Here is a 17,525-nt window from a genome sequence, read left to right as displayed (position 1 = left end):
CGTTGATCAAAAACCCCGAATTGGATGCCAGGACTTTAAGTTTGGACATCCACGCACAGCCCAACGACGAAACATGTGGGCCAACCTGCCTTCAGGCAGTTTATCAATACTTTAATGACCCTATGCCCTTGGATACGGTCATTTCAGAGGTAAAAACCCTGAAGAGCGGTGGTACTTTGGCGGTCATGCTGGGAAATCATGCCCTGGCCAGAGGGTATCAAGCCACATTGTATACTTACAACCTCCACATGTTTGATCCTACCTGGTTTAGTTCGGGTGTGGATATTCGTGCCAAGCTGGAAGAGCAGAAAATTTATAAAACGGCGAAGGGCTTTCATGTGGCAGCCAATGCCTACCTCAAGTTTTTGAAGCTTGGCGGAGAAATCAAATTTGAGGAGTTGAATACCAAGCTCATCAAGAGGCTTTTGAATGAAAACAAGCCTATACTGACCGGGCTGAGTGCTACCTATCTCTATAACTGTTCCAGGGAGATCGGTGCCATCAATGAATATCATGACGTGAAAGGGGAGCCTACAGGCCATTTTGTGGTGGTGTATGGTTACGATCCGGTGAATAGGGTAGCGCACATTGCTGATCCATTGGAAGCCAATCCCATCAGCGACACCCAACATTATCGTGTATCACTTCAGCGGCTGATTAACTCCATTTTATTAGGAATTGTCACCTATGATGCTAACTTATTGATTTTATCTCCCAAGCACAATGGCTTATAAACTGATAGTAACAGAACGACAGGACGAGTGGAAGGACCTGCCGGATGATGTAGAATTGATTTCACCGAGTGATTACTTCTCCACCGATATTTATCAGAAGTCGCGAAAATATAAAGTGGTCAACCTCTGCAAGAGTTATCAATATCAGAGTGTGGGATATTATGTGTCCCTCCTGGCGGAGGCACGTGGCCACAAGGTGATGCCACAGATCACCACCCTGCAGGATTTCCGATTTCCGGCATTGGTGAGGGAAGATGCAGAAGACTTTGACGACATCATACAGCAGAGCCTGAAAAAACAAACCGGTGATAAGCTGGATCTCATTATTTGTTTGGGGCAGGTGTACCAGCCACAGTTTGCCAGGATCAGCACCTTGCTGTTCAATCTTTTTCAGGTGCCCATACTGAAGGCTTGCTTCACCAAAAAGGACAAATGGATGCTCACTCAGCTAAAACCATTGAACCTGAGTGAACTGCCTGAAGATCAAAAAGGACTCTTGCGTACAGCGCTGGACGAATACCTCCAGGGAAAAAACAAATTGAACAAGCAATACAGCCGCAAGAAATACGACCTGGCCATTTTGATCAACCCAGAGGAGGAGACCCCTCCATCCAATAAAAAGGCCATTCAGAACTTTGTGAAGGCCGGAGAAAAAGTGGGGTTCAATGTGGACTTGATCACCAAAAACGACTTTGCTAAGCTCATTCAGTACGATGCTTTGTTCATTCGCGAAACCACCAATGTGAACCACCATACCTTCAAGTTTGCCAAAAAAGCAGCCTCCGAAGGACTGGTGGTGATGGATGATCCGGAATCGATCTTGCGTTGTACCAACAAGGTATACCTTAGTGAGTTGCTCCGGGCACACAGCATTCCTACACCCGCTTATTACATCATCAAGAAGGATAAAATGAGCCAAATCAATGCTTCAGCGTTCGAATATCCGATCATCCTGAAGCAACCCGATGGTTCTTTTTCCAAAGGGGTGAAAAAGGCGAAGAATGAAGCCGAGCTGATTAAAGTGCTGAAAGACTTCTTCCAAACCTCCGAGTTGGTCATTGGGCAGGAGTTTATCCCCACTGATTTTGATTGGCGGGTGGGGGTGCTCAATAAAAAGCCCCTGTATGTCTGCAGGTATTACATGGCGGCAGATCATTGGCAAATTGTGAATTGGAAGGGATCAGATACACCGGATGAGGGGGACGCAGATACCATTGCTGTGGAGGATGCACCGAAAGCTTTGATTGATCTGGCTGTGAAAGCTACTTCTCTTATCGGGAATGGACTTTACGGAGTGGACATCAAACAAAGAGGTAAGAAATTTTATATCATAGAAATCAACGATAACCCCAACCTGGATGAAGGTGTGGAAGATGCGGTACTCAAACACCAGCTTTACCAAACGATCATGCAGGAATTTATGAACCGATTGGTTTAAGAACCATGGAAAAAACATCCCGCCTCCACTTGTTCGAGGGCTACGGCGTAGAACTCGAATACATGATCACCGATCAATCATCCCTGGATGTAAGGCCTATCGCCGACGTGTTGCTTCGCAATGCAGAAGGTGAAGTAGAAGGGGAAATGGATCACGGACTCACGGCCTGGAGCAATGAGCTCGTGAGCCACGTCATTGAGTTGAAGTCCAATGGCCCTACCGGCGACCTGGTAGCACTGAGAGATAAGTTTGTACTGGACGTGAGAGCCATCAATCGTCAGCTGGTTACCAACGGAGCCATGCTGATGCCATCGGCGGCTCACCCCTGGATGAATCCCGCTAAGGAGACCAAGCTATGGGAGCATGAAAGCCAGGAGATTTACCAGGCTTATGATCGCATTTTCAGCTGCAGAGGGCATGGTTGGTCCAACCTGCAAAGTACCCATATCAACTTGCCGTTTTACGATGACGAGGAGTTTGCCAGATTGCACACAGCCATCAGGTTTATGATGCCCATGATCCCGGCCCTCACGGCTGCCAGTCCTGTTTTGGATAGGAAGTTTACAGGCTACATGGACAAGCGACTGTACTATTACGAAAAGAACCAGTCCAAGATTCCCGTGCTTACAGGTAAGGTGATTCCTGAGAAATTATTCAGCAAATATGCCTATCAAAAGCATGTTTATGATCGCATAGCAGCGGCGATCAAGCCATTCGATACTGATCATATTCTGAAGCCGGTTTGGCTGAATTCAAGGGGCGCTATGGCCAGGTTTGACCGGGGAGCCATTGAGATCAGAATCATCGACATCCAGGAGTGTGTAAGCGCAGATCTGGCTGTGGTGGCTTTGGTGACTGGTTTGGTCAAGCTTTTGGTGCGAGAAAAACTGGTGCGCTTTGATGTGCAGGAAACGTTTGAAACGGAGGATCTGTATGATGTCTTCAAAAGCTGTGTGAAGTCAGGGAGTGCTGCGCTCATTCAGGACCCGACCTACCTCAGTGCGTGGGGCTATGATCAGCCCGTGACCGGCAGGCAGTTTTGGGCAGATGCCATACAGAAGGTCAGTCAGGCGTTGCCGGAGTATCTGATGCCATGGCTGGAAACCCTGAATCAACTCAATGCTCAGGGGACCCTTGCGGAAAGAATCATGACGGCACTGAATGGAGATTTCTCTGAAGAGAAGCTAAAAGAGACCTACTCCAAACTGGCACAATGCCTTCATCAGGATCAGCTTTTCATTCCATGAATAAGGTGACAGCTCTGATTACCTGCGAGCATGCAAGTAATCAGATACCTCCCCGGTACCGGGGCATATTCTCTGAGGCGCACACAGATCTTCAAACCCATCTTGGTTGGGACCCCGGCGCACTGGATCTGGCCCGAATTATTTCGGGCCAGTTGAAAGTACCGTTGACCACCTATGATTATTCTCGCTTACTCATTGAGGTGAATAGGTCACTGGATCACCCTCAGCTATTTTCCAGGTATTCTGGTGGGTTATCTGAGGAGGAAAAGGAGCAATTGAAGTGCACATTTTACCAGCCCTACAGGGAGGGAGTGGAAGCCCAAATCTCCCACCTCATTGACCAGGGTCATCAGGTGGTACATCTTTCGGTACACAGTTTTACGCCTGTTTTTTTTGGTCAGAAAAGAGAAGTGGAAGTGGGTCTTTTGTTCGATACAACCCGAACCTCAGAGGCCGGCTTCTGCCTGAAATGGCAGGAAGAGTTGAGAAGGATAAGGCCACAGCTCGTGATTAGGGATAATGAGCCCTATGCCGGAGCGGATGACGGATTTACCACGTATTTGCGCACCCGGTTTTTAGGAGCACAGTATTTGGGTCTGGAGTTGGAGGTGAGTCAGGCATATGCTGACCAAATGCAAGATGGGTTTGGGGCTGATATTTCCGAGAGTTTTTGTCAGACACTCGCTCTATGGCGTTCAGATTTGGACATGGATCAAAAGTATTTGTAACTTCATTTCGTTTTTATCAGCCAAACAACAAAAGTATGCGCATAGCCGGGGTGGAGATTCCTGTTGGGAAGACCAAAAAGATCGATGTTAATATTGCCAAACTTCCATCCGGTACACTGATTGACATCCCGATTATTGTTTACCGGGCGCCCAAAGAAGGCCCCACGCTTATGCTACTGGCAGGAATGCACGGCGATGAGATCAACGGAGTGGAGATCATGCGCCGGATTATCCGTGAGAAACTTTACAAAGTAGATGCCGGCACGGTGATTTGCATACCCATTATTAACATTTACGGGTTTATCAATTTTTCCAGAGATGTACCCGATGGTAAGGACATCAACCGGTCGTTTCCGGGCTCCAAAACGGGCTCATTGGCCAGTCAGGTGGCGCATTTTATGATGCAGGAGATCATCCCTCATATAGATTATGGGGTGGACTTTCATACAGGAGGTGCCCGCATCAATAATTCCCCACAGGTGAGGGTGCAGACAGACGATGCACAGAACCTTGAGCTGGCACAGGCATTTGGTACCAGGTTTATTCTCAACTCTCCTTATCGTGAAAAATCCCTCAGAAAAGAGGCCTTTAAGCACGGTAAAAGAATATTGGTCTATGAAGGTGGTGAGTCGCTGCGTTTGCGAAAGAGTGCCATTGATGAAGGCATCAGCGGGATGCAGCGGGTAATGAAACACCTCAAAATGAAGGACTCAGCACCAAAGCCTGAGCGGGAAACCATTCTGATCAATAAATCCACATGGGTTCGCGCCAAATCGGCTGGTTTGCACTATTCATTCGTGCGAAACGGATCTAAAATAATTCCCAAGGAAATACTGGGCGAAGTATGCGATCCTTACGGTACGTACCAGGTAAAAATTAAATCTCCGCTCGAAGGGTACATCATTGCTGTGAATAATCACCCGGTGATCAACAGGGGGGATGCCCTCTTTCATGTGGGGAATTGATGCCCGGGACACCCACTTCAGTAGGGAGCCCTGATTGAAAACGTTTGTATAAAAAATGTATTCCTTTTTGTATTTGAGTTGTGGTTTAAAATCTTATTTTCGAGCCCTTTAGCATAAGATTTTAGACAAATGACTGAATATAACAAGTGGTTTCATCCCTATAAACCGGATAAGAAGTACAGTAAAAAAGTGGCCTATTTCAGTATGGAGTTTGCCATCGATCAGGCCTTGAAAATCTACTCAGGTGGTCTCGGGTTTTTGGCGGGCTCTCATATGCGCAGTGCCTACGAACTGCGCCAGAATATGATCGGGATCGGCATGCTCTGGAAATATGGATATTATGATCAGAGCCGGGCAGTGGATGGTTCATTGGAGGTCAAATCCATAGAGAAGTACTATCCGTACCTGGAGGATACCGGGATCCAGGTGAAAATACAGGTATTGGACAATGCCAATGTACATGTGAGAGCCTATGTGTTGAAGCCAGAAACATTTGGTACTGTGCCTATGTACTTTCTCAGCACAGACGTACCGGAGAATGACCACCTTTCCCGCACCATTACAGACAGGCTTTATGACGCCAATGACCTGACCAGAATATCTCAAAGCATCGTTTTGGGAATAGGGGGTGCCAAGGTAGTGGAGGAACTGGGCGGCGCTGATGTCTACCACCTCAATGAGGGGCATGGTCTTCCGGCATTTTATTACCTGAAAGACAAGGGCTACACCAGAGAGCATTTTGCGTTTACCACGCACACACCAGAGAAGGCTGGAAACGAGGAGCGTAGCGGTGATTTTCTGAATAAAATGGGCTTTTTCGGCAGGCACCTTTCGGCGGAGGAGCTGGAAACGCAAACAGTCAATGACGGAATGCTCAGCTATACAGTGGCGGCTCTGAGGCTGGCCAATCGATCCAATGCCGTATCCAAACTGCACGCGAAGGTCTCGCAGGATATGTGGAAGGGGTATGAGGGCATCAGCGAGATTATCCCGATCACCAATGCTCAGAATCAAAAATACTGGCAGGATGAAGCACTGGCTGCTGCGGCAGAAAGCGGGGATAAGGTTGCCTTTGTCAACCGTAAAAAAGAACTAAAGACTCAGCTTTTCAAAGAGGTGGCCGATCAGACTGGCAAGTTGTTTGATCCTGAGGTGCTCACCATCGTGTGGGCGCGTAGGTTTGCCGGGTATAAGCGTGCCGATTTGCTCCTGAGTGATGAGGCCAGGTTTGAGAAGATGCTGAGCAATACCAAAAAACCGATCCAAGTCATCTGGGCGGGCAAGCCCTACCCCAAAGATCAGGATGCGATAGATACCTTCAACAGACTTCATTTTTTCAGTAAATACCGAAGCAATGTAGCCGTATTGGTGGGGTATGAGTTAGAGCTCTCCAGGCTGCTGAAACTAGGCTCGGACATTTGGCTCAATAATCCAAGAGTGACCCGGGAGGCCTCTGGTACCAGCGGTATGACTGCTGCCATGAATGGGTCAGTGAATCTTTCTACGTATGATGGCTGGATTCCGGAGTTTGCCAAAGATGGTAAGAACAGTTTTGTGATACCACCGGCTGACCTGAAGCTGGATATGGAGGGTCAGGATCAGCAGGATCAGGAAAGCCTATACCATATTCTGGAAAGTAGGGTGATCCCTACTTATTATGGAAAACCTGATACATGGCACGACATAGTGGTGAATGGAATGAAGGATGTATTGCCAGAATTTGGGAGTAACAGAATGGCTGCTCAGTACTTCAAAGAGCTTTATTAATCCGGGGTAAGTTCGTTTTAGACGAAAATAGATTTCTCTGAGACGGTTTTTTCACTTATTTTCAAGTGAAATGAGTCCTGCACGGAAACGAAACCTGGTGATCTACATTGTAGGAGGAGTCCTTATGATCACTCTTCCGTTGTTTGCGGTTTGGATGGGATCCATTGTGCGGAGTTCAGCAGGCACGGGTATTTCCGATGAACTCCAATTCTTTAGAAATGCGCTTTTGGTGGCGTCTGCTGTTGCTGCAGTGTTGCTTTTGGTGCTTTATTGGCACTTTCAGCAATTGCTTTCGGAGTATCTGCAGGAGAAAAGAAAAGTGGAGGAGAAACTGGAAACTTATTCGGCGCGTCTTACCTCTTACATTGAAAGTCCTGAGTATGTGAGCATTTTTTCCCTGGATAGGGATATGTGCTATACCGGGTTCAACTCCCTCCATCAGAAGGAAATGCGGTTATATTTTCATGCGCATGCGGAGGAAGGAGCCTATATCGTAGATCTTTTGCCAGACGAGATCAGAGAGCGTACGGTTAGAAATTTCAAAAGAGCACTTAATGGTGAACACTTTTCTGTCACCAGCCTGTATAATCATCGGTACTATACTCAGATTTTTAATCCTGTGTATGACGATCATGATAACGTCGTGGGGCTTACGAGCAACGTTTTTGACGTGACGGATCGCATTCAGGCCGAGCAGGAATTGGAAAATTACAAAGACCAGCTGGAGGAGCTTGTGAGACAGCGAACCGCTCAGCTGGAAGAACAATCAGAATTTTTTCAAAAGATCATTGATAATTTGCCCAATCTCATTTTTGTCAGGGATGCCCAGAGCAAATATGTGCTTGTGAATCAGGCCATGGCTGATTCTTTTGGGTTGAAAATAGAAGAGTTTATCGGGCGAACGATAGCGGAAACACATCAGAATGCTGAGGATGCTGAAAAATTTGCAGCGGAGGATGTGGAAATTCTGGCCAATAATAAAACAGTGGAGGAGGAGTCATTGCATAAATACCCGGATGGCTCCGAAAAATGGCTTTTTCTCAGCAAGCGCAGGATGCAGATAGGTGCCGAAAAGTACCTGCTAGGCGTACACAATGATATCACTAACCTGAAGCAGACGGAGTTTAAGCTACTGGAGGCCAACCATGAGTTGCAGCAGACCCTCAATAGGTTGCGTGCTACCCAGATGCGCCTGATAGAATCCGAGAAAATGGCTTCACTTGGCCAGCTTACGGCGGGCCTTGCCCACGAGATCAATAACCCCATTAATTATGTGGCGGGTAATATTGGGCCAATTAGAAGGGACCTGGGAGAGTTGAAAGAATTTCTTATCAGCCTGAACAATAACCACCATGAACAAAGCCCCGTCGTTGAAACGCAGAATTTTGAGTTGCTTTTTGATGAGTTGGATTCTCTGCTGGAAGGGGTAAATGAAGGGGCTGACAGAGTGAAGACCCTGATGAACGACCTCAATACTTTTTCGCTGCCAGAAGGCGCCAAAAAAGTGTATTGTGATGTCAATGATTCACTCAAATCAACCATTAACCTTGTTCGCCATCACCTCAAAGACAGAATTCGCCTGGAGTTGGACTTTGGGGAGTTACCCGATATTTTGTGCAATCCCCAGCAACTGAGCCAGGTGTTCTTGAACATTCTGAATAATGCCATTCAGGCTATCGCCCATGAAGGGGTAATCACAGTGAAGACCAAAAGAAAAGATGGGCATGTGGTCATAGAGCTGTCGGATACCGGGCATGGGATCGCCATAGAGCATATCAACAAAATTTTTGATCCCTTCTTCACCACTAAGGAGGTAGGTGAAGGCACCGGCCTGGGCTTATCCATTTCATACCGGATCATAGAGGAGCACAAGGGGAAAATAGAGGTGTATAGTGCTCCGGGCAAAGGGGCCAGATTCAGAATATTCCTGCCCCTTGGTTCGGATTCATAAATTCCCATCCATTCGTCGTTTTTACCGGTTCATTGTTCGTAATTAGGTTGTCTTTGGCGGAATTCTAACTTTGGTTTGGATATTATCTGCTAATGGAACAAAATCTCGCCTCGAAACTTTCGGGAAAATACCTTGGAAACATGGTCTATTCTGCCTCACGCAGAGTGGTGAGAACCTATGTGGAGGTAGTGAGATTAAATCACATCATTGTAAAGGTGCTTTTTAGCCTGGAAGGACAGGAGTTCGTATTTCGGGCGATGCTCTCAGAGCAGGAAGAAGGCCTTTTGATGATCATACAGGATCGTGTGACCAAAGACCATATTCTTTCTGGTGTGAGTGGTTTTCTTTATCAGAAACCCAATGTGCACGGGGGATACATTCATAAGCTTAACTCTTTTTACTTTCACATCCGTGTCAAAGGATTTGAAGGGGACTTCACGGAAGTCTACTTCATGGGTAAAGAGGAGCTTGAGTACCAGCTGCTGGATCAGAAGCGTTCTCAGGATATTCTGAAAGTCAAATCTCTGTCTTAGGCTTCCGCCAAAATCCACTTAGCTACCTGCTGCATCACTTCCTCCTTGCCCAAATCCTGAAAGGGCTCATGTAAGACTCCATCCAGTTCCGTCCATGTCAGGAGTTCATTAGTTTCTGCATAGGTTTTGGATGCTTTCCAGCTAACAATCGGATCTGCATTCCCATGAATGACCAGTCCTTTGATTTTCACCTCCGAAGCCCGCTGAAGCGCCTCTTCGCCAGCGGCAGTGGCCGATGTGAACAATCCGGCGGAAATTACCCGGTGCACCAATGGGTCATGATCGTAGGCTTCTATCACTACCGGATCCCTACTAAGATCAGCGGCATTCAGGTCGTTGGGCTGTGTGAGTGCGGGGAGGATGCCAGAGACCAATTTACCCAGAGTCACTTTCCATTTGGGGGGCTCGAAGGCCAAACGAAACCAGGGACTGGTGAGCACAAAACCTGACAGCTCGGTGGTGTTCATTTTCAGTACATAGTTAGCCACCAGATTGCCACCCATACTTTGTCCCAGCAGGTACATGGGGAGCTCGGTGTACTCCGCGCGGGCAGTTTTCAGAAGTTCTTCTATATCGCTGAGCAGAAGTGGATAGCTTCGGGCGTGGCCCCGCTTGCCATGTGAAAGTCCGTGGCCACGCAGGTCCATGGCAAACACGGTAATCCCTTGTGAATTGAGGAAGGTGGCCAATTCCTGATGCCGATTGCTGTGCTCACCCAGTCCATGAATGATGCAGAGCATTTTGCTGGGATGCTCGCAATCCCAGTGGCGATAATAAAGTCTAAGGCCGTCCTGGCTTAAAAAATATTCTGTTTCGCTATCCATTCTCAATCTTTGAAGCCGAATTTATATAAATTATCTGGATCAAATAGGGTGCCCCGATTATGCGAGAAAAGTTTAACTCATTCATCTATTCCTTTCCTGTACAATTAGTTTTTCATCACATCAGGAGAAATCTCGCCCTGGTCATACTGTGGATCCTCTTTATCGCTACCCTGGGAGGGGGCATTGGTAAGATTTATGGCATCCATTATTTGTATCTGGATCCTGAATACATGAACAAGGTTGGGTTTTGGAGTTTTTTTCTGGTAGGTCTGGCTTTTGGCAACTTTACCATGGCTTACCACATCACCTGTTATATTCTGGACAGCCACCGTTTTACCTTCGTGGGTATACTGGAGCGCCCTTTTGCCAAGTTTTCGGTGAATAACAGCCTGATTCCGCTCATTGCATTCGTGGTATATGTTGTGCTGATCGTCCGGTTTCAGGTGAACAACGAATTTGCCGGAGCCACCAATGTCATCATGGATCTCCTGGGGCTGCTGCTGGGGATTGCCAGCATGCTTTCGGTCTTTTTCATCTACTTCAGGTTTACCAATAAAGACATTTTCAAATACCTGGCCGGGTCTGTGGACAAACGCCTCAGGAAGGCTAAAATCAGCCGGGAGCGGATGATGAACAAGCTCACCGAAACCAGAGAGCGAAGGTATACGGTGCATTCTTACCTGGATCTGAAGCTGAGGGTCATGAGCTGCAAGAATTTGCAGGACTTCTATGATAAAGAAGCCGTTTTAAAGGTTTTTGATCAGAATCACTTCAATTCGGTGGTGATTGAACTGGCGGTGATTTTTCTCATTCTGTTTTTGGGCACCTTCATGGACAATCCCTATTTCCAGATTCCGGCGGCTGCCAGTTCACTTTTGCTTTTTTCCTTTTTGGTGATGCTCATCGGAGCTTTTTCCTACTGGCTGCGAGGTTGGGGCCTGGCTTTTGTTTTTGGCCTGTTTCTGTTGGTGAATATGCTGGTGCGATGGGGTGTGATCAAAGGAGAGTATCAGGCGCGTGGATTGAGCTACGATTCCCCCAAGGTGACGTACTCGCTCAGTAAACTGAATGCGATGAATAGTCAGGAAGTGTTTGCCGCGGATAGTCTCAGGATGATAGAGGTTCTGGAAAATTGGAAAGCAAAACAGGACAGTGATCAACCACAAATGGTGTTTCTGTGTGTGAGTGGCGGCGGGCAGCGGGCTGCTTTGTGGGCGGTGAATGCCCTTCAGAAGATCGATAGTACCATTGGGAGCCCCATCATGGACAAAACTGCGCTGATTACGGGAGCTTCAGGCGGGATGATTGGTGCGGCGTATTACCGTGAGTTGGAGCTGATGCGCAAAAGAAAACAGGCCATTCCTTCAGAACCAGAGCAGCTGGCCAGAATGGGGCGCGACAACCTGAACGCAATTATTTTTTCACTGCTTGTGAATGACGCTTTTTTCAGGGTGAGGTCTTATGAGTACGCCGGAAGAAAGTACCTCAAGGACAGGGGAGTGGTGTTTGAAGAGAACCTCAATAATAATTTGGGTAGGGTCTTTGACAAAAGGCTGATCGACTATGAGGGGCCGGAGGCCGAGGGGCTGATACCACTGATGCTGATGTCACCTGTCATAGCCAATGATGGGCGCAAGCTTTACATTTCCCCTCATTCCGTTTCCTTTATGAACATCAACAATGAGGAGCTACGCGATAACGACTATAAGATCCGTGGAGTAGATTTCAATCAGCTTTTTAGCGGTCATGGAGCCAATGACCTGAGTTTTCTCACGGCACTCAGGATGTCAGCTTCCTTTCCCTACATTACCCCCACCGTGTCCCTTCCCAGCCATCCGCCCATTGAGATCATGGATGCGGGGATTTCCGACAACTTTGGGGTGGGGGATGCCTCACGGTTTATCTATGTTTTCAGAAAATGGCTGGAGGAAAACACCAGTGGGATCACGCTGCTCATCATCCGGGATACCCGTAAAAATGCCCCGATTGAGCCCAGAACCAATTCATCGCTCGTGGACAAGCTGACTTACCCCATTGCCAGTGTTTACAACAACCTGGGGAACATTCAGGACATCAACAATGAATCTAAAATAGAGGGTTTGAGCACCTGGCTGCACCTGCCAGTGAATGTGGTGGAGATCGAGTACAACACCTATACGAACATTAGCGAGCAGTACCTTGTGACCTCAAAGGAGCTGGAACGAAAGCAGCTGGAAAGGGCCTCGCTGAGCTGGCATTTGACCACCAGAGAGAAGCAGAACATCATTCAAAACATCGAGCTACCCAACAATCAGAAGGCATTGATGAAGCTCAGGGAAATACTCGTAGAGTGATGGTTATAAATCAAGCGATATTTGTGTGGGCACCACTATATGGTTATGTTTTGCTAAACCAATTAATCCACTTTGTATTCAGAAAAGTTAGGACGCAAAGGAGGGAGGGGCATCCAAGGCAAGTGTGAATCATTTTGACTCCAGAAAGTTGTTTAAAAAATGTCTGAAACGGTGAGTCAAAATGATTTTTTGCGTTGGTGCCTTTTCTTTTGCTTCGTTTTCTTTGGGCAAGCAAAGAAAATGAAGGGTAAGTAGCCAATCAGTTCGGGTTAAGATATAAAATATTCTCGCCTCGCGAAAAGTCAATCTCTAAACAATGGTCATGTTTTTCCCACAAGTATGAATAGCGGGGTAGGGTTAACGCAGGGTTCCCCGTTGTATCTTCCAAAGGAGGGATACCCTTCATTGGTTTGATTTAAATGAATATTACTATGAGTGTAAGAGACCTTATGAAACAACTGGCCATGCTGCTCCTGATGGGCTTTTTGACCTTCACTGTGGCTTGTGATGAGTCCCCGGTAGACGAACCTGATCCGGAAGAGCAACTGGAGGAGGAAGAGGAAGAAGAGGAAAATAAAGAAGAGGAAGAAGAGGAGGAAGAGGAGGAGGAAGAAACCAAAGTGGATATCAGCATACTCGCCTCCAAATTTTACCACACCAGCGCTGTGTCGGTTACCGTTACCGACGATCATGTGATTATTTCATCCAGTGATCAGCCGGATCACAAGAGTATGTATTACTCACCCAACAATTCATTGTATGAAGACTATGATGAACCGAATAATCCAGATTTTAAGAAAAACCCGAACAGTATTGAGATTCAAAATTTTGTCTACACGCTGCCCCGATTTCCCGAGGAAGCGACCAATAAAGAAGCGACTGATTTTGGACCCATGGGTGTGGCGGTCAACAGTGTGGCCTTTTATAATCAGAATGCTGGGCCCGGAGATGATATCCTGGAGGAGCTCAATACCTTTGATCAGTATGAGGGTCATCCGGCACAGTCTGGGGATTACCATTACCACTTAGAGCCCATCTGGCTGACCGAGACCATCAGTGATGATGCCTTTCTGGGGCTGTTGTTGGATGGATTTCCCGTGTACGGACCTGTGGAGGGAGGCAAGAGACTGACCAATGCTGACCTGGATGACTACCATGGGCATATTTCGGCAACTGCCGAATTCCCTGATGGCATCTATCATTACCACATCACAGATGAGCTTCCATGGATCAATGGTGATGGCTATTTTGGGACACCCGGCACGATTACCAAGTAAAAACAGCAAGCTAAAATGCGAGTACTTTTCCTGTTTCTTTTATGTAGTTTGTTTCTTGCCCTCTCCTGGTACGAAGGGGGTGAGGAGCATGATGGAGCGGTGGTGGGGGCTGCTGAGAAGCAAATCCCCAACACTCAGCTCGTCAGTACGCATGAAGGGCTGCGGAAGGATTCATCCGGTGTGCTACTGTATCGTGAGGTGCCCTATTCCGGTTATCTGCTGGACCTGGACTCGGAAGGCCAGGTGATACTGCGACAGGGGTACTTTGAGGGGAGACTGGAGGGGGAAATACTAGCGTATTACGCCAGCGGAGCCCTCAGGTTCAAAAGACCCTATCGGGATGGCCAAAAACATGGGGCGCATATGGCCTGGTATGAGGATGGACAAATGAAGTTTCTTTATCACTTTGATCAGGGCAAGAGCGTGGGCAATCACAAAGAATGGTACCCCGATGGCAGCCTTTTTCAGGACCTAAACTACCAGGATGGGCGACCGTTTGGTCCTCAGAAAATATGGAGAAGCGATGGTAAGATACGGGCCAACTACGTGATCCGTGAAAATGGGAAGCGCTATGGTTTGATGGGAATTAAAAGATGCACAAAAATAGATGGAGAAAAAGAAGAAATTGACCCTTACAAAGGTGTTGAGAACTAACCTGGCACTGCTCAGCTTGATCCTGGCGGGATCAGCATGTCAGCCGACAGCCAGGAAGGAAGTAGCGGAAATTCCGCTCCCGTTTTTCAATGAAGCCACTTTTACACCCGTGTGGGTGGAGGCGGGTACGCCTGACTACAAGACCATTCACACCGTTGCTCCTTTTCAGTTTGTAGACCAGCAGGGGGACACGGTGACCAATGCGCTGACCGATGGAAAGGTGTATGTCGCCAATTTCTTTTTCACGCTTTGTCCGAGTGTTTGTCCCCGGATGTCCAAAAACCTCCTGAGGGTACAGGAGGCATTCGAGGCGAGTGAGGTGCTTATCCTTTCGCATACGGTGATGCCCTGGGCGGATACCGTGGAGCGGCTGCAGGTATATGCTGAGCTGAATGACATCCAGAGTGACCAGTGGCACCTGCTGACGGGTGACAAACAGGAGATCTATTCCCTGGCCAGGGAGTCCTACTTCGCTGATGAGGGGTTTGGTAAAACGGTGACCGTGGAGGCTGATTTTTTGCACACCGAGAAGGTTATTTTAGTGGATCAGCAGCGGCGTATCAGAGGGGTCTACAATGGTACCATCCCGCTGGAAATGGCCCGGATGATTGAGGACATCCAAACATTGCTGTAAACAGCCGGCAGGTCGCTCCTTCCACCATCTGTCTGGTGGTTCGACGGAGCTCAACCATGACAGATGGAAAAGCGATGCATTTGCAATTGACTTGCCTGACGTATGGGGAATACCATGGTTTTGTGTGGGAAGGGGGCCGGATGCTGTGGGGAGGTTCCTAAGTGGCCAGGAAGGGGTGAAAGATGCTTAGGAGAGAGGTATGTACACTAAGGGATGAAATTCCGTAGGGAGTATACCCGGTGCTGTGGGGAGAAATATAATTAGGAATCTGAACTAAAAGCTTCTCATTGAGTGAAACTACTTAGTTGAAGTATTTCCACTGTTTTTCTTTCTGAAATTTAAAAAAGAATTGGCTGCAAACAAGATGGTTGCACCTGCAAAAACACTTCCTGTAATTATCTGATTAGCTTGAACAAGGAAATACGAAAAGACCATTCCAGACATTGTGATTGTAAACGAAGCTAAAATGGCTAATAGGTCAACTCTATAACTCATTCTTTGGCCCCTTTCGAGAAGACCCATCTTTCGGTCGTTAAAATCCAGTCGTGCGTCTTGTTCCTTGGCGGTTCTCTCCTTAACCCAAGACATCACATCAGGATCTAGTTCTTTTAGACTTGCTAACTCTGTTGCTTCGGGCAATAAACTGTCATCAATGCTTTCCTGATGCTCATAGGAAACACCCTGCCCATGGCGACCAACAACATTCGACTGTTTAGTTTGTCTATGATGTTTTGCCATTCTCAGTATGTTCTTCTTTGTACTGTTTCAGTGATTTTCTAAAATCAGATCGCACATTATTAACATCTTGTTTCATGTTAATGCGATCTTCAATTGGGTGACTCATTTCAAGATCGGAATAAACGTAATCCTGAAACTCTTGCAACGATTCGTCTATATATCCATCCTTTGGAAGAAAAGCGCCATTCATTGCAAAAAATATACGTTTTAAGACTTCTGGCATGGTATGTTGATCAACGATTAAATGTAGTCAATCGTTCTTGAAAACGCAAAGAGAGCCTATTTGTTATTGAAATGCAAAAAGAAACTCCTCCTAATCAGTTTCACTTCTTAAAATGTTGTACAAAATTGATCGATTGAAGATATTAAAAAAGTCTAGAGACACGTGCCAAAGCCAGTGGTAACTCTTAAATATGGCTTGAATCATTCTGGCATTCATACACGAACTCTGCCATATTAAGTACATAATCTTAACATCAGCATCCCCTACAAATAACTCAGCCACCATTGGTTCCGGTGGTTTTGCTTGTACTGATAGTACCACTTGCACACAGGGTACAGCCCCACAATCAGCAGCAGCCATAGGGCATACACCACCCACAGTCCAAAGCCATAGCCGTCCAGCTGTGGCTCCTCGGTGACCCACACATTGATCACCATATCAGAAAACGAGAAGCCGGTGAGCATGGCGGCAATCGCCCCACCGATGTGAATGATGTAGATGTGAATGATGTAATAAAACATAGGTACCCGGCCTACGGTCACCATGTAGCTGGCCAGGGTTCCCTTCCACCTTTCGGCCAGGGAGAGGAGGTAGATGGCCGGCCCCAGCGTCACCAGCAGATAAAGCAGCGATGGGGGGTATTTGGAGACGTTGAAAAACGACATAATGGTGAGCCCCAGGTTTTTCTGTACGGTCCAGATGACGGGATCGCCATAGAGGTTGGTGAACCTGATGATCACAAAAAGTAGAAAGGCACCAAGCCCGATCTGCCGGAGTTTGGCTATACGGTATTCCGGGTCCGTGCCGGGAGTGTAGAGCTGCCCCAGATAGTAGCCCAGTGGCATCACGAAGATCCACGGGATCATGGGATAGCCCACAAAAATGGCTACCGAACCCACGGGGACAATCGAAAAAACATGCAGGAAGGACCAGACGCCACTCCAGCTTTCTGAAGGCTGGAAGCTATTAAAGGCATCGTGCCCGAAGACCACCAGCAGACAGAGGGCAATTGTGAGTTTCCGGGGCAGGTGAATAATACCTGCCAGGAAGACCATGGAGATTCCTAGCACCCAGATGACCTGTAGCACGATCAAGGAAAAGTCTAACTGGAAAAACCAGCCCAGCTTGATAATGGTAATCTCAGCAATGATCAGCCAGGCACCACGCTTAATCAGCCAGCCGGAAAGCACTTTTTTGCCTCTGCGCTCACCCACCAAAAAGGCCGAGGTGCCCGCCAAAAAGACGAAGACCGGGGCGCAAAAATGCGTGATGAATCGCGTGAAAAAAATGGCTCCGTTGGTCTGGGTAAGGTCCGTGGGATCGTAGAAAAAAGCGTCGTAATGAAAGTAGTCCCTCACATGATCAAGTGCCATCAGTACAATAACGACTCCCCTGAGCAGATCAATAGAGGTGATTCTTGAGTGGATAGGTGTGGCGGTCATAGGTGTAATTTGCTCTCAAATTAAAGAAACAAAATTC

At 47.3% G+C, this 17,525-nt stretch carries 16 protein-coding genes; 12 read left to right on the top strand and 4 right to left on the bottom strand.

The genetic code is table 11. From position 1 onward, the window contains the following. Positions 1-2 precede the first annotated feature (2 nt). The 8 genes from GV030_RS18835 to GV030_RS18800 all read left to right on the top strand — a co-directional run bounded on the left by GV030_RS18835 (position 3) and on the right by GV030_RS18800 (position 9,363). Positions 3-734 carry a C39 family peptidase gene (locus GV030_RS18835; RefSeq protein WP_255465562.1) on the top strand — a complete coding sequence of 244 codons (732 nt, stop codon included), beginning with the start codon at positions 3-5 and terminating at the stop codon, positions 732-734. Beyond that, positions 724-2,172, top strand: a complete 1,449-nt coding sequence (locus GV030_RS18830; protein WP_159584908.1) for a RimK family protein — start codon at positions 724-726, stop codon at positions 2,170-2,172. The genes GV030_RS18835 and GV030_RS18830 overlap by 11 nt, the downstream gene beginning before the upstream one ends. A gap of 5 nt (positions 2,173-2,177) precedes the next feature. Further along, entirely contained in the window at positions 2,178-3,419 is a 1,242-nt protein-coding gene (locus tag GV030_RS18825; RefSeq protein WP_159584907.1) for a glutamate-cysteine ligase family protein, read from the top strand. Next, positions 3,416-4,147 carry an N-formylglutamate amidohydrolase gene (locus tag GV030_RS18820; RefSeq protein WP_221413412.1) on the top strand — a complete coding sequence of 244 codons (732 nt, stop codon included), beginning with the start codon at positions 3,416-3,418 and terminating at the stop codon, positions 4,145-4,147. Before GV030_RS18825 ends, GV030_RS18820 begins: the two co-directional genes overlap by 4 nt. Beyond that, positions 4,108-5,112, top strand: a complete 1,005-nt coding sequence (locus tag GV030_RS18815) for a succinylglutamate desuccinylase/aspartoacylase family protein (protein ID WP_255465561.1) — start codon at positions 4,108-4,110, stop codon at positions 5,110-5,112. Before GV030_RS18820 ends, GV030_RS18815 begins: the two co-directional genes overlap by 40 nt. 129 nt (positions 5,113-5,241) lie before the next feature. Then, positions 5,242-6,879, top strand: a complete 1,638-nt coding sequence (gene glgP, locus GV030_RS18810; RefSeq protein WP_159584905.1) for an alpha-glucan family phosphorylase — start codon at positions 5,242-5,244, stop codon at positions 6,877-6,879. Positions 6,880-6,949: 70 nt separating this feature from the next. Then, positions 6,950-8,830 (top strand): ATP-binding protein, encoded by a 1,881-nt coding sequence (locus GV030_RS18805; protein ID WP_159584904.1) that lies wholly within the window; start codon positions 6,950-6,952, stop codon positions 8,828-8,830. 92 nt (positions 8,831-8,922) lie between these two features. Next, the gene (locus GV030_RS18800; protein ID WP_159584903.1) at positions 8,923-9,363 is read left to right on the top strand and encodes a hypothetical protein; all 441 of its coding nucleotides are present in this window, start codon (positions 8,923-8,925) and stop codon (positions 9,361-9,363) included. On the opposite strand, the gene GV030_RS18795 is transcribed toward GV030_RS18800, so the two are convergent. Continuing rightward, positions 9,360-10,187: an alpha/beta hydrolase gene (locus GV030_RS18795; RefSeq protein WP_159584902.1), complete on the bottom strand. Its 828-nt coding sequence runs from the start codon at positions 10,185-10,187 to the stop codon at positions 9,360-9,362. The two genes, GV030_RS18800 and GV030_RS18795, sit on opposite strands and share 4 nt — an antisense overlap. Before the next feature lie 59 nt (positions 10,188-10,246). On the opposite strand from GV030_RS18795, the gene GV030_RS18790 reads away from it, so the two are divergent. The 4 genes from GV030_RS18790 to GV030_RS18775 all read left to right on the top strand — a co-directional run bounded on the left by GV030_RS18790 (position 10,247) and on the right by GV030_RS18775 (position 15,085). Then, on the top strand, positions 10,247-12,520 hold the full coding sequence (locus GV030_RS18790) for a patatin-like phospholipase family protein (RefSeq protein WP_159584901.1): 2,274 nt from the start codon (positions 10,247-10,249) through the stop codon (positions 12,518-12,520). A gap of 431 nt (positions 12,521-12,951) precedes the next feature. Further along, positions 12,952-13,797: a YHYH protein gene (locus tag GV030_RS18785; RefSeq protein WP_159584900.1), complete on the top strand. Its 846-nt coding sequence runs from the start codon at positions 12,952-12,954 to the stop codon at positions 13,795-13,797. A 15-nt stretch (positions 13,798-13,812) separates the two neighbouring features. Further along, a complete protein-coding gene (locus GV030_RS18780; protein ID WP_159584899.1) occupies positions 13,813-14,451 on the top strand; it encodes a toxin-antitoxin system YwqK family antitoxin in 639 nt (212 codons plus the stop codon). Next, entirely contained in the window at positions 14,405-15,085 is a 681-nt protein-coding gene (locus GV030_RS18775; RefSeq protein WP_159584898.1) for an SCO family protein, read from the top strand. The genes GV030_RS18780 and GV030_RS18775 overlap by 47 nt, the downstream gene beginning before the upstream one ends. Before the next feature lie 297 nt (positions 15,086-15,382). On the opposite strand, the gene GV030_RS18770 is transcribed toward GV030_RS18775, so the two are convergent. From GV030_RS18770 to GV030_RS18760, 3 genes are all read right to left on the bottom strand, one after another. After that, positions 15,383-15,823: a hypothetical protein gene (locus tag GV030_RS18770; protein WP_159584897.1), complete on the bottom strand. Its 441-nt coding sequence runs from the start codon at positions 15,821-15,823 to the stop codon at positions 15,383-15,385. Further along, positions 15,807-16,046 (bottom strand): hypothetical protein, encoded by a 240-nt coding sequence (locus tag GV030_RS18765; RefSeq protein WP_159584896.1) that lies wholly within the window; start codon positions 16,044-16,046, stop codon positions 15,807-15,809. Before GV030_RS18765 ends, GV030_RS18770 begins: the two co-directional genes overlap by 17 nt. A gap of 263 nt (positions 16,047-16,309) precedes the next feature. Then, complete coding sequence (locus GV030_RS18760) at positions 16,310-17,488, bottom strand: DUF1624 domain-containing protein (protein ID WP_159584895.1); 1,179 nt, start codon at positions 17,486-17,488, stop codon at positions 16,310-16,312. Between the last annotated feature and the right edge of the window lie 37 nt (positions 17,489-17,525).

The organism is Marinoscillum sp. 108 (genome assembly GCF_902506655.1).
Lineage (GTDB): Bacteria > Bacteroidota > Bacteroidia > Cytophagales > Cyclobacteriaceae > Marinoscillum > Marinoscillum luteum.
The sequence above is the reverse complement of the archived record's forward strand: the minus strand, read 5'-3'. Positions and strand labels throughout refer to the sequence as shown.